Origin of the sequence: Anabaena sp. 90, from assembly GCF_000312705.1 — a bacterium.
Classification (GTDB): domain Bacteria; phylum Cyanobacteriota; class Cyanobacteriia; order Cyanobacteriales; family Nostocaceae; genus Dolichospermum; species Dolichospermum lemmermannii.
The window spans coordinates 703,320-724,347 of record NC_019439.1 but is presented as its reverse complement, the minus strand read 5'-3'; the positions used below and the strand labels follow the sequence as shown (position 1 = coordinate 724,347).

The window sequence follows — 21,028 nt, the reverse complement described above, 5'->3', positions numbered from 1 at the left end:
TTAACGAACCGCAGAGACGCAGAGGGCGCAGAGGAAGAGAAGGAAGAGAATTTTTTACGTCTTATTTAGAATCGCTATAGTTTTTCTCGTTACTTTTTTCTTAATTACTAGTTTCCTGGTTTTGGAGTTTTTTAACAATGGATAGTTCTGTTTCTCCTGATGATTTAGATCATGTTAGTCATGAGCATGGACATGATGAAGAAGGCAGTAAAATGTTTGGTTTTATTGTTTTTCTGTTATCGGAAAGTGTTATTTTCTTAAGTTTCTTTGCTGGCTATATTATCTACAAAACTTCTGCTGTTAATTGGTTGCCACCTGGTGTTTCTGGTTTGGAAGTAAAAGAACCTAGCATTAATACTGTGGTTTTGGTTGCTAGTAGTTTTGTGATTTTCTTTGCAGAAAAAGCCCTAGAAAGACATGATTTAAAGACTTATCGGCTGTTGTTGTTTTTAACAATGGCTATGGGTGGTTATTTCCTTTTTGGACAAGCTGTGGAATGGAGTCAATTAGAATTTGGCTTTACTTCTGGTACGTTTGGAGGAATGTTTTATCTATTAACTGGTTTTCACGGTTTGCACGTTTTTACGGGTATTCTGTTACAGTTAATTGTCTTGTTGCGTTCTTTCATTCCTGGTAATTTTGATAGCGGCCATTTTGGCATAAATGCCACTTCTTTGTTTTGGCACTTTGTTGATGTTATCTGGATTGTTTTATTTCTACTTATCTACGTTTGGCAGTAAGGATATTTTATTTTTCTGGTATAATACTCAGGGTGGGTTTTACTCACCCTTTTTCAATATCGTTGTTTAACTTGTAGCTTGAAATTCGGCTAATAGATCAATTACTTAATTAAAGCTAAAATCATGAATTTTACAATCAAAAACTCTTTAATTAGCGTTACAGGTAGTTACATAACTACAGATGTGCAGATTATAGATGGTAAAATCGCCGCGATTGCCCCTAATTTAGAGATAATTGGCACGGTAATTAATGGGGAAAATAAACTTTTATTACCTGGGTTTTTCAATGCCCATACCCATTCTTCAGAAATGTGGCAACGAGGAGTAATTCCACCTTTACCGTTAGAATTATGGTTAGCACATCTCTATGATTTTACTCCTTTAGATACAGAACAAGTTTATCTCAGTGCCTTGGGAACAGCAGTAGAAACTTTACTTTCTGGGGGGACAAGCGTTGTTGATCATTTAGTATTAATTCCTGGACAAGAATTAGAAACTATTGCCACAGTAGTTCGGGCTTATCAAAGAGTAGGAATTCGCGCTTTTATTGCTCCTTTAATTCAAGATGAATCTTTGAGTGCGGGCATACCAAATGGAGAATCGCAACCAGATCATGAACTTTATTTTCGTTCTACTGGGGAAACTTTAGCCATTATTGAAGCGGCAGTTAAGCAATTTCATCAACCGGAAAAAGGAATTAATATTTTAGTTGCACCCACGGGAATTCAGTTATGCAGCGATGATTTATTCAGAGGATGTATTGAATTAAGTAATAAGTACAATCTTTGTCGTCATGCCCATTTATTAGAAACAAAAGCTCAAGAGAAACTTGCTGAAGAAAAATATGGTTGTACTGCGGTAAAACATTTACAGAAACTTGGTTTTTTGAACAGTTGTACAACTTTAGCACATTGTGTTTGGTTGAATGAATCTGATATTAATATTCTCGCTCAAACAAAATCTACAGTCGTTCATAATCCTTTGAGTAACCTCCGTTTAGGCAGTGGTATAGCCCCAATTATTAAATATATGCAAGCTGGAGTAAATGTGACTTTTGGTTGTGATGGGGCTTCTAGTAATGACTCTCAAGACTTGTTAGAAGCAATTAAAATTGGTTCGATTTTACATAATATTACAGAACCAGATTATCAACATTGGATTACCCCACTCCAAGCCGTAGAAATGGCATCTTTAGGAGGTGCAAAAGGGTTAAATGTAGAAAATTTACTTGGTTCTATTACTGTTGGTAAACAAGCTGATTTAGTTTTATATGATCTCAATAATTTATCATTACTTCCCTGTACAGATCCCATTGGTTTATTAGTTTTAGGTCGCCCTGTCAATGTTGTGCATAGTGCTTGGGTAAATGGTAAGCAAATTATTAATAATGGCAAAGTTACCACAATCAATGTTGATGAATTGCAACAAGAATTGTTGAATCGTAGTCACTGGGAAACACCATCTCAATCAACAAATGTCGTTAAATTAGCTCCTCATTATCGGCAAGTAATGGGACTAGATTAAGTAAGTTTATGTAGGTTGGTTTGTTCGCGTTAGCGTTGCGGAGCAATCGGAACAAAAACCAACATTTACCGATATTTGTTGGGTTTAACTTCGGTTTACCCAACCTACAATTTTCTCAACTAAGCCGCATTATATTATATACTATATTGATCATAATAATAAATTAGAAAAACAATAATGATCAATAATCAACCTATTTGCATTTCCCTATTCACAGGTGCTTATGGCTTAGATTTAGGACTAGAACAAGCAGGATTTCATACTGTTAGTGTAGTTGAAAAAGATAAAGATGCAGTCAAAACAATTGCTCTGAATAGACCTTATCTCCAAGAAAGTGCTATTCCCAGAGAATTAGAAAAAGTTACTTCCCAAGAATTACTAGAAGAAGGAGGAAGAGTTTTAAATTTAGGTCGTGCTTTACTTCCAGGAGAAATAGATTTAGTCACGGGTGGTCCCCCTTGTCAGCCATTTAGTACCGCAGGAAAACGGGGTTCAGTTATGGACCCACGCGGAAGTTTATTTATGGATTTTATCCGCATTGTCAAAGAAGTCCAACCCCGATTTTTCTTAATGGAAAATGTTAGAGGTTTACTTTCTGCTTTTTTGCGTCATCGTCCTATTAATCAAAGAGGAAAAGATTATCCAGCTTTAGGACTTGATGAAATGAATGGTGCAGCTTTAAAAGTAGTTTTAGCAGAAATGAAAGAATTAGGCTACAACGTAGTTTACAACCTTTTAGAAGCAGCAGATTATGGTGTTCCTCAAAATAGATACCGTGTAGTTTTTATTGGTTCTAGAGATGGTGAAACTGCTACATTTCCTCTCGCTAAATATAGTAAAGATGGTAAAATTTTACCAAAATGGAGAACTTTGAAAGATGCGTTAACAGATTTTGTGGATATTCAACCAGAATTTATTAGTTATTCAGAAAATCGGCTCAAGTTTTTAAGATTATTAGCAGCAGGACAAAATTGGAAAAATTTACCAGAAGAATTACAACCAGAAGCAATGGGAGGTGCTTATAATTCTGGTGGGGGAAAAGTTGGTTTTTACAGAAGATTATCTTGGGATAAACCTTCACCAACAATCACAACCAGTCCCCAACAAAAAGCTACAGATATGTGTCACCCTGTAGAATTACGTCCTTTAACTGTGCGCGAGTCTGCCAAAATTCAAACTTTTCCTGATGATTGGATTTTTCATGGTTCGATAAGTTCTAAATATAAACAAATTGGTAATGCAGTTCCGGTGTTACTTGCGAAAGAACTTGGTGAATATCTGATTAATTCAATGCAGGGAAATCAACCAAAAGGGAAAGAAGTTACTGAACACATTTCGCTATTTTCTTGATATAATGTCAACATTTCTGATATAATATAAAATTGTGTACTAAATTAATATGAAATCTTGTATTGACGCTCAACAGCTAGAAATATTCCCATTATTCCAAGCTACAACTACCATAAAACCTACCACTAAATTTACCTTTATAGACCTATTTTCCGGTATTGGTGGCTTTAGAATTCCTCTCGAAGAACTAGGAGGAATTTGTTTAGGTTATTCAGAAATTGACAAAGAGGCAATCAAAGTTTACAAAAATAATTTTATTCGTGATACCAATACTGACGAACAATATTTAGGAGATATCACTAATTTAGACAAGCTACCTTTTGAACTAGATGTAATGGTCGGTGGTGTTCCTTGTCAACCTTGGTCAATCGCAGGTAAATTAAAAGGTTTAAAAGATCCCAGAGGTCAATTATGGAATGATGTTTTTCGAGTTATAAAATCCAATCAACCTAAAGCATTTATATTTGAGAATGTTAAAGGTTTAACTGAACCAAGAAACAGACCAAGTTTAGAATATATTCTTGAAAATTTAACATCATCTGGCTATGTAGTTAAATATCAAGTTCTTAATTCCTATGATTTTGGTTTACCTCAAGATAGGGACAGAATATTTATTGTGGGAATTAGAAATGATCTAGATAACAGTTGGGGTTTTACCTTTCCTCAACCCATAAATAAATATTGGAAATTATATGATATGATTCCTGATATTCAACACACTGATTTTTCTAAAAAGAAATTTTCTCCAGAAGTATTATTTACAGATGGTAAAATTCCTGGTTCTAGAGGTAGATTTCAAAGAATAGATGAATTAAATGATTTTTTTCTATTCTCAGATGTTAGAGATGGACATACTACCATTCATTCTTGGGACTTAATCAAAACAACCCAGAGAGAAAAGTCAATTTGTCAAACAATATTAAAAAATCGGAGAAGGAAAATTTACGGTGATAAAGATGGTAATCCTTTGAAATATGAGATTTTAGAATCTTTAATTATTGACTTGAAGATTGAAGAAATAAATCATTTAGTAGATAAAGAAATTTTACGTTTTGTAGAAAATAAAGGTTATGAATTTGTAAATTCTAAAATTTCATCAGGAATTAAGGGAATTTCTAAAATATATTTACCTCATGCTGATGCTATTGGGACTTTAACCGCAACGGGAACGAGAGATTATGTAGCAACTATATCTCTAGAATGTGATGAACCAAAAATATATAAACATAATTTTATTGAAAAAATTTATCTTCCTCAAAAATATAGACCATTAACGGCAAAAGATTACGCAATATTACAAGGATTTCCAGAAAGTTTCCAAATAGCAGATAATGAAAATAAGGCAAAGCATCAATTTGGTAATGCTGTGTCTGTCCATGTAATCTATCATTTGGCTAAATCTGTACTGAAAATTATCCCAAAATGAAATATCTAACTCATCACAGCGATCGCCCAACTTGTACAATAAAAGATAGATTATTGCGAATTGTATAGTTAAGGATTATAGCTGTTATGGCTGCTGCCGTTTTCATCGAAAATCTCAAAAAAAGCTACGGTAATGTAGTTGCAGTTGAGGATGTTTCCTTTCAAGTCCAACCTGGAGAAATATTTGGTTTATTAGGACCCAACGGGGCAGGGAAAACAACCACTCTGCGGGCTTTGTGTACGCTGACAACCCCCGATGCTGGCAAAATTGAAGTTTCCGGTATTTCGGTCTTAGATCACCCCAAATTAGCCCGACAAAAGCTAGGTTATGTAGCCCAGGAAGTAGCTTTAGATAAAGTCCTCACTGGCCGGGAGTTACTACAATTACAAGCCGCACTTTATCATCTTCCCGGTGCGCTGATTAAACAGCGAATTAACACTATTTTGGATTTACTGGGTTTACAAGAATACGCAGATAAAAAAACTGGCACTTATTCCGGTGGTTTACGCAAGCGGCTAGATTTGGCGGCTGGTTTACTCCACGCGCCCGATGTGCTGGTATTAGATGAACCAACGGTAGGATTAGATATTGAAAGCCGGGTTGTGGTGTGGGATTTCTTGCGTCAATTACGCACTGCGGGAACTACCGTTGTGATTACCAGCCATTATTTAGAAGAAGTTGACGCTTTAGCTGATAGAGTGGCAATTATTGACAGAGGTTTGGTTATTGCTAATGGTACACCATCTCAATTAAAAGATCAGGTAGGAGGCGATCGCATCACTTTAAGAATCCGCGAATTTTCCCCCAGTGAAGAAGCCGAAACCGCAAAAAATCTTTTAGCGGCTTTACCTTTTGTCCAAGAAATCATCATCAACAGCGCCCAAGGTAACTCCCTAAATTTAGTAGTCACCCCCCAAAATGACGTTTTAATCACGATTCAACAGGCGTTAAATAATGCCAATTTACCAATTTTTGGCATCGCCCAATCTCGTCCTAGTTTAGATGATGTCTACCTAGCTGCCACCGGCAAAACCTTAATGGATGCCGAATTAGCTGCTGTCGCTAATCGTGATCCTAAAGCCGAGAAAAAGCAAAATATGAGATAGAGGGAACAGGGATTTTCTCGTTCCCATACTCTGTATGGGAATGAATTCCAGAAGGCTCTGTCTTCCATATTTAGACGAAAAAGCCAAACAGCTAAATGCTAATTTTGAAGCAAGTGAGGTTATCGGCATCTGGTTTGTCATAGTCCTGAATTTGAGAAAGTTTGCGTAAAATTAACTCTTCCTTATTCAAAACTTAACTTTTTTGTTGTTCACTAAGATTAAATTCACTTTTTGCTGCAACATTAAAACTCCCCCCAACCACCTTGAAGTGAAAAGGCTTGGGGGATTATTTGTTAAAATATCCTAAACTTAGGAATAAATCCTTTGAGCAAAAATCCCCAACAATTAAGTAATATTAGTTACTCTCGCGTTATCCATCTCAGCCATCGGATTGATACAAATATACCTACATGGACTGGTGATCCTTCCGTAGAATTTACCAGTGTTGCCGAAATCCAAGATGATGGTTATTACTTACGACGCTTTGCTTTAGGAGAACATAGCGCCACTCATATTAATGCCCCCAATAGTTTTTATAGTAACGGTACAAGTATTGACCAGTATCCAGCATCATCTCTAATATTACCTGCTGTAGTTATCAATATTTGCAAACAAGCGGCAGTGAATGCTGATTATGTCTTGACTATTAGCGATATTCAAACTTGGGAAACTGAATTTGGGGAAATTCCCCCAGGTAGTTTACTGATACTATATACTGGTTGGCAAGAAAAATGGTTAAATCAAAAAGCGTTTTTTAACCAAGATAAATATGGCAAAATGCACTTTCCCGGTTTTAGCTATGATGCAACTGAGTTCTTAATTACACATAAGCAAATTACCGGAGTGGGCATTGATACTCACGGTGTAGATTCTGGGCAGGATACCAATTTTACTATTAATCGTTTGCTGCTGGAGCGATCGCTAATTGTGATCGAAAATCTCACCAATTTAGATCAGTTACCACCCCAAGGTACTACCTTAATCATTGGGATTCTCAGGTTGAGCAGAGGTTCTGGTTCTCCCGCTGGGATAATGGCATTATTTTAAATTTCTATGCACTTCTGAACAAATAAAGGGGATCTAAAACTAGATCCCCCTTATTGTTTCTAACATAATCCAACTTACAGCGGTTTCCGCTCTTATGAGGTACAAAGTTGAATCATGAAACTCTTGTAGTGCGGGCATCTTGCCCGCTAGATATGTACCTCATAACACCGGGAAGTGCTATATTACTAATTTTTAGCAATACTGCAAGTTAGATTTTGAACTGATTGAGAATTACTGAATGGGAAGTTGCTATTTTTTTAGTCAAGAGTAGAAATTTGATAAATCACACAACTACCCTTGCAACTAACTTTAGCTTGAGAACTGGAGGCTTGAGACTTTGAATTTTAGACTCTTGCCAGCAGTTTTAGATTTCACCATTAACCTGCATTTGATGAACTTGATCTGCCAATTCTTGACAATTTTGGTCATCTAACTTATCAATTGCCAACATTCCCATGAGAATAACTTCTTTTAAAGTTAAGCGAGTTGAATGTGCCTGTTTTTGCACAATCTCCTTAATGATGGGAGATACACCGATTGCTGTACTAGCTCTAGCCACGTTATAAAAGGAAACATTAAAGACTTCGGATAAATCTTAGCACTTTTTGCAAGGTTATTCTACATCCCTGGAATTGATCTACTTTGGTTTCGATAAATCTTTATATGTCTAATCCAGACTATAAATAGCAAACAGACTCAATAATTCTGCAAATCTAACTTTTAAACTACGAGCATAACCCTTATGTAGCAAGCATTTCACAGCTTACTTACTTTGCTGCACATAGTCATGTTACTACAATCACGCAATAAAATTACGTATTTTTTATTTGTGTTAATAGTAAAATATTTTCATAAGTAGGTATAAATAAACATATTTATAAAAAAAAAGAATATGCTATTTTAACCTTATTCAGTAGACTTTCTAGCGGTTTACTTCTATTTTCTTATGAACAAAAATTGATGCTGATATAATTATTTATTAATTTTCCTTACAACTTACATCACAAACCATTCATAATTGTCATCTACCAAAAGTATGAGACTCAAAATTTAGTGGCTCATCAAGGGATAAGACATTAAAAAATGATGTTACAAATTAATATGTAAAAAGCTGTAAAGCTTATACAGTAAGCTGTGTAAATTCAACAATCCCAAATTTTAGTGTTGATTAATCCTGACGGGAGAATATTTTTAACGATTAATAGGATTTAATAGCGTTGTATTGCTTAATAATATTAAATATTGTGAACTAGCAAAATAGACAGAAATCGAAATCTTCCTGAATTCACTTAGTTAATGCTGTCATCAGAAAAAGTAGTGAATACGCACAAGGAACAAAACAACGATAAGTGAAGTTACGTATATTAATGGTAACTTGCATTCTGAATTAACTACAGATGGATTACATTTATAAGAGACTAGGCTGAAAACCCTTGAAGTTGAGTTTTGGAGCGTGGTGGAAAAACTCAACTGTCCTTTAGGCAAGGGATGAAAGCCAGGTAGAGGCTGTCTTCCTCCACAGAAAGTTTTTCTCGTTGACAAAATTATAATATATGAGTTAGCATAATTTTGTGGTGTTTAGGTCGTAACCATGATAATTTATGAGTTCAAAGTCAAAGGAAAAGATAGGCAGTATCGCGCAATAGATGAGGCTATTCGTGCATCTCAGTTCATCCAAAATAAATGTTTAAGATATTGGATGGATAACAAAGGTGCGACGAAATATGATCTCAATAAATATTGCGCGATTTTGGCATCTGAATTTTCTTTTGCGGATGAACTTAATTCAATGGCAAGACAATCTGCTGCGGAGCGTTCTTGGAGTGCAATAGCTCGATTTTACGATAATTGTAAAAAGAAAGTTAAGGGCAAAAAAGCGGAAAACGCGGTCTTGGGCTTTGCCCAAGTGGAGCGATTTTCCAAGACAGGTTTCCCGAAATTCAAAAAGAATTGCCGTTCAGTTGAGTATAAAGTTAGCGGCTGGAAGTTATCTGAAACCAGAAAAGCAATTACTTTTTCTGATAAAAAAGGTATAGGTACTCTGAAATTAAAAGGTACTTATGATCTTAATTTCTATGACATCAAGCAAATTAAGCGAGTTCGTTTAGTCCGTCGAGCTGATGGATATTATGCTCAATTTGCAATTGATGTCAAAATTAGAATTGAGTCTCAACCAACGAATCAAATAGTTGGCTTAGATGTGGGCTTAAAATATTTCATTGCCGATTCAAAAGGTAATGTAGAGCCTGCTCCACAATTCTATAGAAAGTCAGAAAAACAGTTAAGTCGAGCTAATCGCCAGAAATCCAAGAAGTTTGACAGAGATAAGAAAAAAGCTAAACAACCACAATCCAAGAACTATTTAAAAGCTAAAAATAGGTATGCCCGTAAACATTTAAGAGTAAGTAGGCAGCGAAAAGAATATTGCAAGAGATTAGCATATTCCGTGATCCAATCTAACGATTTGGTAGCTTACGAAGACTTAAATATTAAAGGCATGGTAAGAAACCGACATTTAGCTAAATCAATTTCTGATGCTGGCTGGGCAACTTTTCGGCAATGGCTAGAATATTTCGGGTATAAATATGGGAAGGTAACAGTTGCTGTTCCTCCCCATAATACTTCTCAGAATTGTGCTAATTGTGGTCAAAAAGTGAAAAAATCCCTATCAACCAGCAATACCTTAGTCAAATTACGAGGGTGAGATGATAATGCTTTAACCATGAACTCCCGTTCCTCGCTCTTGCTTGGCAAAAACAATCACCCCTAAAAATTCCTTAAAGGTTTCCGACAAGGATTTTTTAAATGTATTGACGGTAGGATAAGGGTTTTAGATTCTAAACTACCTTTTCATCGAAACGCTTATATATGATTATTTTTGCCGTTTTTGCCAAAAATTATCAAGGCTCTTATTTTGGCAATAGTATTGAACCAGAACCCATAATTGTCATCATTGTGGGTTTGTGGAAGACAGAGATATCAATGCCAGTATTAACATCCTAAAAATAGGATTAACTACGGTAGGGATACGGTCAGCTACGCTACAGGAGATTTGCCCTCTTGGGCGATTGGTGAGGCAGCGCGGTCTTGGGGGTTTCCCCCATGAGCGACTGCCGAACCCGTAAGGGTGCAAACCTGTCGTCTAATGGCGAGTCAGTGAATGTAGAATCCCCGTGTCTTTAGACCGGGGAGTGTCAACCCTAGCAGGATATCAAGTGTGGCAATTTGCACTTGAGCAAATAGAATATAGAGTTGGTCAAATTTACATTGATATATGCAAATTGAATGTATATTTAAATTGCTAGTTGGAAAAAGGCAAGAGGTAAAAGGGAAGAGAGAATAGGCAAAAAGGCAAAAGTAGTTACCAATTACCTTTTTCCCTGCCTAAAATTAGATAACTAGCAACTTGGGTTATGTTATTTCACAGGTCAGGGTGTAAGAGCTATCACTAAATATCAAATGGTAGATCGGATAAATGATATCGCTTGGCAAGCTCATCAGGGTAGCGTTGCGGCAATTATTCAAGTCTTGAATGAAAGGCTAGTTATGTCTAGTGTCAGAACTAGAGCAGTTTTTGTGAATGGTGTTTTACAACTTTTGTGCGAAGCAGCTACGGTAGAGCAACTGGAGCAATCTACCTTAGTGCCAAAAATTCAACAAATTTTGGACTCGCTTGCACCACGTCACATTCGCCGAGTTAACATCAATAGTCGCATTGTTAAAGAAGAGCAATTGCTGTGGTTAGAGGAAATTCACCGTGATACTGATAACCAATTATTATGGTCACAGGAAATTACAGTATCCCAACCAAATTTGTTTAAGTGGTTAATTCCAGATTTAACTGAAGCTGATACCAAATCAAGAAAACCTATTTTGGCGAAACCCCAATCTTTACTCAAGAATCCAGATCAAGGGAAAATTTCGATCAAAACTTTAGTGATCGGGGTTTCTGGTTTATCTTCAGTAATTTTACTAGCTTGGCTGCTAGATTCTTGGTTAGGTAATCCGCTGAAAGATCTCTCACCATTCACAGGTTCTCAATCTTCCCAAACAGCAAACCAAAGTCCACCACAATTGTTGAATCGTCCTCCTAGCCAAAGTTTTTCTATTCCATCTGATGATCCATTTGTAGCCTCTGTGCGACTAGCTAACCAAGCTACTACGGCTGGTAAAACAGCAATAACTTCAACTCAGTGGTTGGAATTAGCTGCTAATTGGCAACGGGCTTCTGATTTAATGAGTCAGGTGTCACCTAGTCACAGCCGCTATCAAGAAGCACAGATTAGAACTAAATTGTATAAAAAGTTTAGTGAAGCAGCCCAGAAGGCAGCGGAAAAGGGTAAATCGTAAGATGAATTTTTAACTTCAACTACACACTCATTTCTAACATCCGTTGCATTGGTAGTAGTGCTGCTGTGCGGAGTTCTTCTGGTAAGGTAATTTCTGGGGTGCGATTTTTCATGGCTAAATACAGTTTTTCTAAAGTGTTTAGTCGCATAAATGGACATTCGTTACAGTTACAATCACTTTGCGGGGGTGCGGGAATAAAGTGTTTGTCAGGTGCTAATTTTTGCATCTGGTGAATGATTCCCGGCTCTGTAGCCACGATAAATTCCTGGCTAGGGCTGGTTTGACAATAACTAAGTAAGGCGGCTGTAGAGCCAATAAAGCTGGCGTGACGCAATACGCTGGTTTCACATTCGGGGTGGGCGATCGCTTCCGCGTGAGGATGTGTAATTTTTAACTGGACTATTTTCTTTTCCGAAAAAGTCTCATGGACAATACAGCTACCTTGCCATAACAGCATTTCCCGTCCGGTTTGTTCCATCACATACCGTCCCAAGTTCCGATCTGGGGCAAAAATAATTGGCTGTTCTTGGGGTATTTGCTGGACAATTTTCACAGCATTGGAACTGGTACAGATAATATCGCTCATGGCCTTGATTTCGGCGGAGCAGTTAATATAGGAAATGACCAAGTGGTCTGGGTGTGCGTCTTTAAACTCCGCAAACTCTTGGGGAGGACAACTATCTGCTAAAGAACAACCTGCATTGATATCTGGTAACAACACCAATTTATCAGGGTTGAGGATTTTGGCGGTTTCGGCCATGAAGTGAACACCGGCAAAGACAATTACATCGGCTTTTGTATTGGCTGCTGCTCTAGCTAATTGTAAGGAATCACCAATAAAGTCGGCAATATCTTGAATATCCGGATCTTGATAGTAGTGGGCTAAGATCACGGCGTTGAGTTCTGTTTTCAGATCCGCAATAGCAGCAAATAAATCTAATGGGAGAGTCCCTGATTTTGGTTGAGTAAGTGTAGTTGTAAACACAATTAAAAACTGCTTTTAATTACAAATTATTACCTTGTGAATTTAATTATAGTAGTTTTTACCAAAAATAGTGAGGGATTGATCCTAGCAATTTATGTCCAAATCCGGTAGAGTTTCATAAAACCTCGCGGTAAGTGGCAAACGAGCGCGGCTTTAGCTCTGAGAGGCAAGCGACTCCGGCGATTTTAATCGTATTGGTTTTTTATAAGAGCATTCGGTAAGCGTAAAACGAGCGCGGCTTGGCTCCCTGAGATATAAGCGACACGAGGGATTTTAATCCCTGTGGTATGTTAGAATCAAATTGTGAGTAAGAACAAAAAACATCTATGCGTTGAAGCATCCTAGTACGGAGAAATCCCGGCTCATAAGAAACAACGGTTAGGTTCAAGTCCTAACGGCAGTATTGACAAGAAAGAGCGAGTAATGGCAGGGTGTGGAGCGTACCGAGTCTTGGCTTAGTGATGGATTCTGAAAACACTGAAAACAATAAAAGTAAGCGCAATTTCGACACCTTGATTGGCAGTTGTTTTGAGCGTCTAGGCGGCGTTTGGCGGTCGCAGCGAGATTGGATTGGGCTAAACCCTTCATCTAAATCTGTCCGCAAAATCTCAGTGGCTTTAGCCATGAAAGTGTCAAATCCTGGAGATATACGGCTTTTTAAAGTGGCATGACCAGTCAGAAAACTCCATCAAAACCTATCAAAATTGCTGTAATTGGCGATGTTCACGACCAATGGGAAGTGGAAGACGGCATAGCACTCAAGCACCTGGGTGTGGACTTAGTGCTGTTTGTCGGAGATTTCGGGAATGAGTCGGTGGAAGTGGTAAAAGCGATCGCTTCCCTGGATCTTCCCAAAGCAGCGGTAATGGGCAATCACGATGCCTGGTATTCGGCCACTGAATGGGGACGCAAAAAATGTCCTTATGACCGCACCAAGGAAGACTGGGTACAGGAACAATTAGATTTATTGGGATCTGCCCAAGTTGGTTATGGTAAGTTGGATTTTCCGGCTTGGAATTTAACTGTGGTGGGTGGTCGTCCTTTTACCTGGGGAGGACCGGAATGGAGATTTGCCCAAATGTGTCAAGAACGGTATGGTGTCTCTAGTTTGGAGGAGTCCGCAGATAAAATCGTCAAAGTAGTAAAAAGTGTTACTTGTGATCATATTATTTTTCTAGGACACAATGGACCGAGTGGTTTAGGCGATCGCGCTGAGGACCCTTGTGGCAAAGATTGGCATCCCATTGGCGGTGATTTTGGTGATCCTGATTTAGCGGAAGCAATTTCTCAAAGTCTCAACCTGAAGAAAACTGTTTCTTTAGTCGCTTTTGGTCATATGCACCGAACTCTGCGCCATACTAAAAAGCTGCAAAGGAAGGCTGTATTTAGAAGTCCAGAAGGAACTATTTACTTAAATGCTGCCACTGTCCCCCGGATTATTCAGCAAGATGGTGTGAAATTACGGAATTTTTCTCTAGTTTCTTTGGAGGGGGGTGTAGTAACAAAAGCTGCTCTGGTTTGGGTGGGTAAAGACTTCCAAATTGCTGCTGAGGAAGTTTTTTATGATTCTTCAGTTTCAGTAGTGCAAATTTTGTAATTATAGGTTATAATGTTATTTGTCAGTTTTTGTATTCCACAATCCTGGCAAATAATTTGGAGAGGTGGCAGAGTGGTCGATTGCGCCTGACTTGAAATCAGGTGAAGTGAAAGCTTCCGGGAGTTCGAATCTCCCCCTCTCCGTTTTTTTGGGAAAATAGAGACGTTTGATTAAACGTCCCTACATTTCGATTTTAATTTCTGATTAGCTTGCTTGAGGCTCAAGTAAATTTTCTATGCCTTGAACAACGGTTGCTGATTCAATTTTGTCACCAGCTTTAAGTTTATCTAAAATCTCTCTACCTTCAGTCAGATAACCAAAAACAGCATAACGACCATCTAAAAGATTACGTCCCGCTGGAGTAAGTTCTGGTTCAAACAAAAAGAAGAAAATTTGGGAAGAACCACCATTAGCTTCATTTTCTGGCCGGGCCATCACTAAAGCACCAAAAGAAGAAAAAGGTAAAACCGGCATATCTAAATAACGCCCAGCTTCTTCGAGAGTAGTGCCATAGGTTGGTTCTTTTTCACCTGCGACTAAAATTTCTAAGGGAACAGCCCGGTATTTGCCAGTTTGAGGATCAATAAAACCGGCTTCCTTACCTACAGGATCTCCGGTTTGGAGAAAGTAAGATTCTTCCGAACGGGTGAATTCTAAACCATTATAAAAACCTCGTTGGACCAAATCAACAAAGTTACCAGCAGTCACAGGGGCGCTATAGCCATCTACAACTACAGTAAGATCGCCTTTATTGGTTTTAAAAGCAATCCTAGCTCGTCCTTTGAGTTGGGGTAAGTTACTGTATTCAGCCGGAACTTCAAAGGGGAATTTCGTCACCATTGATTCTTCTAACAAACTAACAAGATTCAGTAATTTAGCTCTGCCATCAAGAATGGGTTCTTTTTGTTTAGTTTTAACAAGTTCTTGCAGTTCTATGATGCCAGATTTCAATTCAGTCATCCAAGCTTGGGCTTGAGGTTGGCGTTCTTCCGGAACGCTTGCTAATATTTGGGAAGGTTTATCGAGTATCCGCGATGCTTGCTTGAGGTCATTATTAACTGCGCCCCATCGTTTATTTGCCCGCAGTTGGTTAGAAATGTCTTCTAAACTAGCTTGTAGTTTACGTACAGGTTGATTATCTATCGGCAGTGCATAGCGTAACAGAGCCTTCCCGTCGGTAATTGCGTTTCCCGCTGGTAGTCCAGCGTTACTAGTGGGAGTCCACCCAGCCGTACCTGTGCCTAAAAATATTGTTAATAGCAATATTACCTTTAGGCTGTTCTTCACCCAGGACTTAAATAAGTTCAACATGAAATTTCCCTTTCTTCAGCATCAAAGTGTTGACTGGAAGTAATTCATTGATTATCTTCCCATATTGCGGGACTGGGGATGGAGGAGGCAGGGGAAGTGGAAAGTAGGGGAAGTAGGGGAAGTAGGGGAAGTGGGAAGTAGGGGAGGCAGGGGAAGAAATATTAATTTTGCCTATTACCTGTTGCTTCTTTCCTGACAACTGACCACTGACAATTAACAACTAACAACTTATGGCGCGGGAAGGGTACAATAAATGCCGATTGTCTTGCAAAATTTGAAAGTTTCATGATCTCTAGTAACGACTTTCGACCTGGTGTTTCAATTGTATTAGATGGTTCGGTTTGGCGCGTGATAGATTTTCTTCACGTTAAGCCAGGCAAGGGTTCTGCCTTCGTACGGACAACATTAAAAAGTGTTCAAACTGGGAAACAGTTAGAAAAAACTTTTCGGGCTGGGGAAAGCGTTCCTCAAGCGACTTTGGAAAAAGTGACGATGCAACATACCTATAAAGAAGGCGATGAGTTTATCTTTATGGATATGGAAACTTATGAGGAAGGTAGATTAACTTCAGCACAAATTGGCGATCGCGTCAAGTACCTAAAGGAAGGTATGGAAGTTAACGTGATTCGCTGGGGCGAACAAGTTCTAGAAGTAGAACTACCTAATTCTGTAGTTTTGGAAATTGTGCAAACAGATCCTGGTGTTAAAGGTGATACTGCCACAGGTGGTACTAAACCCGCAATTCTCGAAACTGGTGCAACTATCATGGTTCCTTTGTTTATTGCCCAAGGGGAACGCATAAAAATTGATACCAGGGAAGATAAGTATTTAGGCAGGGAATAGTCAGGAATAAAATCGTTCAACTGAGCGAAGTCCAAAATCTCAAATTGGTGCTAATGATTTCAATCCCTTTTTTATAGAGGGATTAAATCCCTGCCTTAATTAGAATTTTAATTTAACAGTTAGGTGGAGGTAAAATAATTGTGACATTAGACTTTAATGAAATCCGTCAGCTATTAGTAACTATTGCCCAAACAGATATTGCGGAAGTTACTCTCAAAAATAATGAATTTGAGCTAACAGTCCGAAAAGCTGTCAGTTTTAGCAATAATGCCCAAGGAACGGTGAGTGCTGTAGGGAGTGCCAGTGTAACCCAGTTGCTATCTACAGCCTTACCAAGTTCAATGTCTGAGGGGGGTGTAATCAATAAAGTTGTTGATAATTCATTAGCACAACCTCCTCATTCTTCTTCACCAATTAATCAAAAATTGGTTGAAGTCCCATCACCAATGGTAGGGACATTTTACCGCTCCCCAGCCCCAGGAGAAGCAGCGTTCGTGGAAGTAGGCGATCGCGTTAAAGCTGGTCAAAGTGTCTGTATAATTGAAGCAATGAAGTTGATGAACGAAATTGAAGCCGAAGTCTCTGGACAGGTAATGGAAATTTTAGTTCAAAATGGCGAACCCGTAGAATATGGTCAGCCTTTAATGAGAATTAACCCTGATTAAGTATTAAATAGGGAACAGGGAAACTAACAACTGACAACTGTACGGGCGAAGCATTTGGAGAACTATTTTTGGCAATGACCGATAATTTATCTTCCAAATGCTTCGCCCCTACTGACCACTGACTAAAGCGGATAATTTTTCTGAAAACTTTCGCGGGTGAGTGGTTGTTGTAATTCCACACCTTCACCCCCTAAAACCTCTAAGGGTTTCCCATTGACTTGAATATATACTTTGGCTTTAGGGTTTAAACTAGTAGCAGTATATACAACTTGTCCCACACGCCCCATCATGGAAGTGCTACCTCCACCAGTGGTAAAGTTTGCGGATAAATTCACATGAATATCATTGTTTTCGGCTTTTAGTCCCAATAGTTGAGTCCCCTGGGGAATAGTAGTAGAATCTGTGCCTTCACCTGGACCTGCTAATAAGGTTTTAAATGCTGCCTCTAAAACTTGGTTGGGTTGGGTAGCTGCAACTTTAAAAGGTTGGGGAACTAAATCCAGCCGATTTTCCTGGGATCTGAGCCAATATATACTAGCAGTCTGTTCATTACCTTGTTGGGTTGTTGATTGCTTGACTGGCTGCTTAATAGTTTGCGAAGAATTGGTAGGTGTGGGAGTATCTGGAGTCTGTCCAGAAAACCAAGCCACACCACCGCTTACTGCTATTACGGCTGCGGAAATAGCTGCTACCGCACCGACAGAAATACCGTTAGTTCTTTGTTGGTTATTCATATGTGAAACCTACTGGATTCAGAATGGAAATAGTCGTAAGATAATTAGCCTGTTTATAAAGGTTATATCTTAAATAGATGCTTTGATTTGTATATAAACTGCTATTGCTAATCACTCCCCCTTCTCACTCCAATTGTAGAGTTATCTTTTCAAGTCCGTCAGCTTTCTCTTTATAAGGAAGAACGCCGAAAACCCTTGAAAATGTGGCTGACTCAGGAAGCCACATTTGGGCTTTAGACAAGGGATGAAGGCTAGAGGCTTTCCTTTATCCTGCATTGACGTTAATTTGAAAATTTGAAATAATTTCAAATTTTAACTTACCTTTGGGGGTTAAAGTCCCCTGCTTCTACAAGCAGCGGGTTTTGCGTCGGGGTAAAATCCCCGTTGCAAAACGTAATTCTAAATTCTAAATTCTAAATTCTGCATTCTTTTAATCCATATTCGTGATACAATTAAATTGTCACTAAAGACATAAAAAGCTACCGAGGGACTCTCGGAAAGTTACGCTTGTCAGATATGATTTCGCCCGCCAGGGCAAACGAAATCAGGGCAAGAACCCAAATATTTAAGGCAATGCCTGAAACTGGGATAACTGAGGGATATAGACTGAAACTCTCTATAGAATCTCCGCGTCTTTAGACCGGAGAGTGTCAACTAAATCCTATGGTTTTCTGGAAAAACTTTCATAAGACCTCTGCATCCTTCCTATCTGCCCTGGAACGTGCCAGACTATCAATAGCATCCCCTAAGGCTGTAGTCAGACCTTTGCGGGTTTGAGCGTGATTTTCTTGCTCTAGTTTCAAAGCTTGTAATAAATAATCACGTTCTTGAATAACTTCTAATAATTGAGTTTGTAACTCTTCTATAGAATTAAATTGGGCAATTTGTTGCTGAATAGCTGTGGTGCTGTCAGTACCTATTTCAGTATTGACACCTAAAAATTTTTGTTCTTCAGCTTTTACAGATGCTATGGCTTCCTGGTGCATTTTCGTATCTGCACGTCGTTGCTCTGCTTCGGTATTATAAAGTTGTCGCCATTTTTGCGAACTTTCCCAAGCTTCATCTCGTTCACGCTGAAATTTCGTCATCTGTTGTGTCAGAGACTGAATTTCGGCTAACCATTTTTGTGTTAAATGGGTGGAGTTATCAATATTTTCGGTCATTATTTTAGTTAAGTGTAGTTAATAGTTCAGGAGGATGAGCAGGAGGGGAAGGAGTTGCTTTAGGAACAGTTGTTTATCAAAATACAGGCAAAATAATGTAGAATATACCCCATCTACCTATAAAAAATTATCTAATTCATGATTAAGGCACTAAAACTACCCCAGAAATTAATGCTGCTTGGTTCAGGTGAACTAGGAAAAGAATTTGTAATTGCTGCTCAACGTTTAGGCAATTATATCATTGCTGTGGACAGATATGCCGATGCTCCGGCGATGCAGGTGGCTGATTGTGCAGAAGTTATCTCTATGCTGAGTGCTGATGATTTAGAAGCAGTCGTAAATAAACATCAGCCCGATTTTATTATTCCTGAAATTGAAGCAATTAGAACTGAAAAATTACAAGAATTTGAGCAAAGAGGAATTACAGTTATTCCCACAGCAGCGGCGACTAACTACACGATGAACCGCGACAGAATTAGAGAATTAGCACATCAAGAATTAGGAATTAGAACTGCTAAATATGGTTATGCTGTTACTTTAGAAGAATTAATTATCATTTCCGAAGAAATTGGTTTTCCTAATGTTGTAAAACCTGTGATGTCATCTTCAGGAAAAGGTCAATCTGTAGTTAATGACAGCAGCGAAGTCGCAAAAGCTTGGAATTATGCCATTTCTAATTCTCGTGGTGATAGCCAAAAGGTAATTGTTGAAGAATTCATTAATTTTGAAATTGAAATTACTTTACTGACAATTAAACAATGGAACGCACCCACAATTTTTTGTAATCCCATTGGCCACCGTCAAGAAAGAGGAGATTATCAAGAATCTTGGCAACCCGCAGCTATTTCTGAAGATAAAATTTTAGCATCTCAAGAAATTGCCAAAAAAGTTACTGATGCTTTGGGTGGTGCGGGAATTTTTGGTGTTGAGTTTTTCATTACTAAAGATGAAGTGATTTTTTCGGAACTGTCTCCTCGACCTCATGATACAGGAATGGTGACATTAATTTCTCAGAATTTGAATGAATTTGAATTACATCTCCGAGCCATTTTAGGTTTACCAATTCCCCATATTGAACAGTTAGGATTTTCAGCAAGTGCGGTAATTTTAGCTGCCGAAAAGTCTGATTCTATTACTTTTACTGGTGTAGCTGAAGCTTTAGCCGAAAAAGATGTAGATATTAAGTTATTTGGTAAACCTACGGCTCATCCTTATCGTCGTATGGGGGTAGCTTTAGCAAAAGGTGGGGATATTTCCGAAGCTAGAGAAAAGGCTACAAAAGCAGCTAGTCAGGTGAAAATAAATTGATATATTTATTTTTAATATTGAAACTATATCATGACAACAAACAAAACTTTCGTCCCTGTTGCTTTAACAATTGCCGGTTCTGATAGTGGTGGGGGTGCGGGAATTCAAACCGATTTACGGACTTTTGCTTTTCACTGCGTCCACGGAACAAGTGCTATTACCTGCATTACAGCCCAAAATACTGTAGGAGTCAGCAGGGTTGATGCGATCGCATCCGATGCTGTTGTCGCCCAAATTCAGGCGGTTGTAGAGGACATTGGCGTACAATCTGCAAAAACGGGAATGTTACTTAACCAAGAAATTATCTTGGCTGTAGCCCAGCAAATAGCAGCTTATAAAATTAATAATTTAGTAGTTGATCCTGTGATGGTATCACGCACAGGAGCGCAATTAATTGATGATGATGCCGTGCAAACTTTACGGAATACTCTGATTCCCTTAGCATCTATTATTACTCCAAATCGCTATGAAGCGCAGATTTTAAGCGGGTTAGAAATTACTTCTTTAGCAGATATGCAAGCAGCAGCGGCAATTATGCACAGGGAATTGGGAGTAAAGGCTGTTTTAGTCAAGGGTGGAGGAATGTCTGGAAATTTGCGGGGTGTTGATGTTTGGTTTAATGGAGAAAAATTGCAGATTTTGAGAACGAAACAGGTAGAGACAAAAAATACTCATGGCACAGGTTGTACTTTATCAGCGGCCATTGCTGCTAACCTAGCTTTAGGTAAAGACCTCTGGACAGCAGTACAAGCCGCAAAAGAATATGTTACAAATGCTCTTACCTATTCTCTAGATATTGGCAAAGGACAAGGACCAGTAGGCCACTTTTTCCCATTATTGATCAAATAAACCAATTTTTTAAAAGGTCGTATTAATCAC

The 21,028-nt window shown here is 38.4% G+C and carries 22 protein-coding genes and 1 tRNA gene; 16 read left to right on the top strand and 7 right to left on the bottom strand.

Features of this window, described 5'->3' with window-relative positions; translation table 11 throughout:
* The first annotated feature begins 137 nt into the window (after window positions 1-137).
* The 6 genes from ANA_RS22080 (at window position 138) to ANA_RS22055 (ending at window position 7,193) form a co-directional block, all read left to right on the top strand.
* Window positions 138-740: a cytochrome c oxidase subunit 3 gene (locus tag ANA_RS22080; protein ID WP_015083633.1), complete on the top strand. Its 603-nt coding sequence runs from the start codon at window positions 138-140 to the stop codon at window positions 738-740.
* Between the two features lie 123 nt (window positions 741-863).
* Window positions 864-2,264: an amidohydrolase gene (locus tag ANA_RS22075; protein WP_015083632.1), complete on the top strand. Its 1,401-nt coding sequence runs from the start codon at window positions 864-866 to the stop codon at window positions 2,262-2,264.
* A gap of 177 nt (window positions 2,265-2,441) precedes the next feature.
* Entirely contained in the window at window positions 2,442-3,614 is a 1,173-nt protein-coding gene (locus tag ANA_RS22070) for a DNA cytosine methyltransferase (protein WP_015083631.1), read from the top strand.
* 49 nt (window positions 3,615-3,663) lie between these two features.
* Window positions 3,664-5,040, top strand: a complete 1,377-nt coding sequence (locus ANA_RS22065) for a DNA cytosine methyltransferase (RefSeq protein WP_015083630.1) — start codon at window positions 3,664-3,666, stop codon at window positions 5,038-5,040.
* A gap of 86 nt (window positions 5,041-5,126) precedes the next feature.
* On the top strand, window positions 5,127-6,146 hold the full coding sequence (locus ANA_RS22060) for an ABC transporter ATP-binding protein (RefSeq protein WP_015083629.1): 1,020 nt from the start codon (window positions 5,127-5,129) through the stop codon (window positions 6,144-6,146).
* A gap of 324 nt (window positions 6,147-6,470) precedes the next feature.
* On the top strand, window positions 6,471-7,193 hold the full coding sequence (locus ANA_RS22055; protein WP_015083628.1) for a cyclase family protein: 723 nt from the start codon (window positions 6,471-6,473) through the stop codon (window positions 7,191-7,193).
* A gap of 364 nt (window positions 7,194-7,557) precedes the next feature.
* Here ANA_RS22055 and ANA_RS22050 read toward each other — a convergent pair whose 3' ends face one another.
* Window positions 7,558-7,752 carry a hypothetical protein gene (locus ANA_RS22050; protein ID WP_015083627.1) on the bottom strand — a complete coding sequence of 65 codons (195 nt, stop codon included), beginning with the start codon at window positions 7,750-7,752 and terminating at the stop codon, window positions 7,558-7,560.
* A 1,032-nt stretch (window positions 7,753-8,784) separates the two neighbouring features.
* Between ANA_RS22050 and ANA_RS22045 the strand changes: the two genes are divergently transcribed.
* The 4 genes from ANA_RS22045 to ANA_RS22040 all read left to right on the top strand — a co-directional run bounded on the left by ANA_RS22045 (window position 8,785) and on the right by ANA_RS22040 (window position 11,543).
* Window positions 8,785-9,897 carry an RNA-guided endonuclease InsQ/TnpB family protein gene (locus ANA_RS22045; protein WP_015083626.1) on the top strand — a complete coding sequence of 371 codons (1,113 nt, stop codon included), beginning with the start codon at window positions 8,785-8,787 and terminating at the stop codon, window positions 9,895-9,897.
* A gap of 164 nt (window positions 9,898-10,061) precedes the next feature.
* Window positions 10,062-10,196 (top strand): hypothetical protein, encoded by a 135-nt coding sequence (locus ANA_RS28645; protein WP_371260431.1) that lies wholly within the window; start codon window positions 10,062-10,064, stop codon window positions 10,194-10,196.
* Window positions 10,157-10,318, top strand: a complete 162-nt coding sequence (locus ANA_RS28640; RefSeq protein ID WP_083881531.1) for a hypothetical protein — start codon at window positions 10,157-10,159, stop codon at window positions 10,316-10,318. The genes ANA_RS28645 and ANA_RS28640 overlap by 40 nt, the downstream gene beginning before the upstream one ends.
* Window positions 10,319-10,652: 334 nt before the next feature.
* The gene (locus tag ANA_RS22040) at window positions 10,653-11,543 is read left to right on the top strand and encodes a hypothetical protein (protein WP_015083625.1); all 891 of its coding nucleotides are present in this window, start codon (window positions 10,653-10,655) and stop codon (window positions 11,541-11,543) included.
* 19 nt (window positions 11,544-11,562) lie between these two features.
* Here ANA_RS22040 and nadA read toward each other — a convergent pair whose 3' ends face one another.
* On the bottom strand, window positions 11,563-12,528 hold the full coding sequence (gene nadA / locus ANA_RS22035; RefSeq protein ID WP_015083624.1) for a quinolinate synthase NadA: 966 nt from the start codon (window positions 12,526-12,528) through the stop codon (window positions 11,563-11,565).
* Window positions 12,529-13,195: 667 nt separating this feature from the next.
* Here nadA and ANA_RS22025 point away from each other — a divergent pair.
* Window positions 13,196-14,125 (top strand): TIGR04168 family protein, encoded by a 930-nt coding sequence (locus ANA_RS22025; protein ID WP_015083623.1) that lies wholly within the window; start codon window positions 13,196-13,198, stop codon window positions 14,123-14,125.
* Between the two features lie 58 nt (window positions 14,126-14,183).
* Window positions 14,184-14,268, top strand: a tRNA-Ser gene (locus tag ANA_RS22020).
* Between the two features lie 61 nt (window positions 14,269-14,329).
* Here ANA_RS22020 and ANA_RS22015 read toward each other — a convergent pair.
* Window positions 14,330-15,436 (bottom strand): peptidylprolyl isomerase, encoded by a 1,107-nt coding sequence (locus tag ANA_RS22015; protein WP_015083622.1) that lies wholly within the window; start codon window positions 15,434-15,436, stop codon window positions 14,330-14,332.
* A 161-nt stretch (window positions 15,437-15,597) separates the two neighbouring features.
* Window positions 15,598-15,723, bottom strand: a complete 126-nt coding sequence (locus ANA_RS28395; RefSeq protein ID WP_256370333.1) for a hypothetical protein — start codon at window positions 15,721-15,723, stop codon at window positions 15,598-15,600.
* Between ANA_RS28395 and efp the strand changes: the two genes are divergently transcribed.
* Both efp and accB read left to right on the top strand, forming a co-directional pair.
* The gene (efp, locus tag ANA_RS22010) at window positions 15,722-16,279 is read left to right on the top strand and encodes an elongation factor P (protein ID WP_015083621.1); all 558 of its coding nucleotides are present in this window, start codon (window positions 15,722-15,724) and stop codon (window positions 16,277-16,279) included. The genes ANA_RS28395 and efp overlap by 2 nt on opposite strands.
* 140 nt (window positions 16,280-16,419) lie before the next feature.
* Window positions 16,420-16,944, top strand: a complete 525-nt coding sequence (gene accB / locus ANA_RS22005; RefSeq protein ID WP_015083620.1) for an acetyl-CoA carboxylase biotin carboxyl carrier protein — start codon at window positions 16,420-16,422, stop codon at window positions 16,942-16,944.
* On the opposite strand, the gene ANA_RS25165 is transcribed toward accB, so the two are convergent.
* From ANA_RS25165 to ANA_RS21995, 3 genes are all read right to left on the bottom strand, one after another.
* Complete coding sequence (locus ANA_RS25165; protein ID WP_083881530.1) at window positions 16,931-17,125, bottom strand: hypothetical protein; 195 nt, start codon at window positions 17,123-17,125, stop codon at window positions 16,931-16,933. The genes accB and ANA_RS25165 overlap by 14 nt on opposite strands.
* Window positions 17,067-17,678 carry a GerMN domain-containing protein gene (locus tag ANA_RS22000; RefSeq protein ID WP_015083619.1) on the bottom strand — a complete coding sequence of 204 codons (612 nt, stop codon included), beginning with the start codon at window positions 17,676-17,678 and terminating at the stop codon, window positions 17,067-17,069. The genes ANA_RS25165 and ANA_RS22000 overlap by 59 nt, the downstream gene beginning before the upstream one ends.
* A 683-nt stretch (window positions 17,679-18,361) precedes the next feature.
* Complete coding sequence (locus tag ANA_RS21995) at window positions 18,362-18,841, bottom strand: hypothetical protein (protein ID WP_015083618.1); 480 nt, start codon at window positions 18,839-18,841, stop codon at window positions 18,362-18,364.
* A gap of 138 nt (window positions 18,842-18,979) precedes the next feature.
* Between ANA_RS21995 and purT the strand changes: the two genes are divergently transcribed.
* Together purT and thiD are read left to right on the top strand one after the other, a co-directional pair.
* Window positions 18,980-20,149 carry a formate-dependent phosphoribosylglycinamide formyltransferase gene (gene purT / locus ANA_RS21990; RefSeq protein ID WP_015083617.1) on the top strand — a complete coding sequence of 390 codons (1,170 nt, stop codon included), beginning with the start codon at window positions 18,980-18,982 and terminating at the stop codon, window positions 20,147-20,149.
* A 30-nt stretch (window positions 20,150-20,179) separates the two neighbouring features.
* Window positions 20,180-20,998: a bifunctional hydroxymethylpyrimidine kinase/phosphomethylpyrimidine kinase gene (gene thiD, locus ANA_RS21985; RefSeq protein WP_041458606.1), complete on the top strand. Its 819-nt coding sequence runs from the start codon at window positions 20,180-20,182 to the stop codon at window positions 20,996-20,998.
* Window positions 20,999-21,028: the final 30 nt, after the last annotated feature.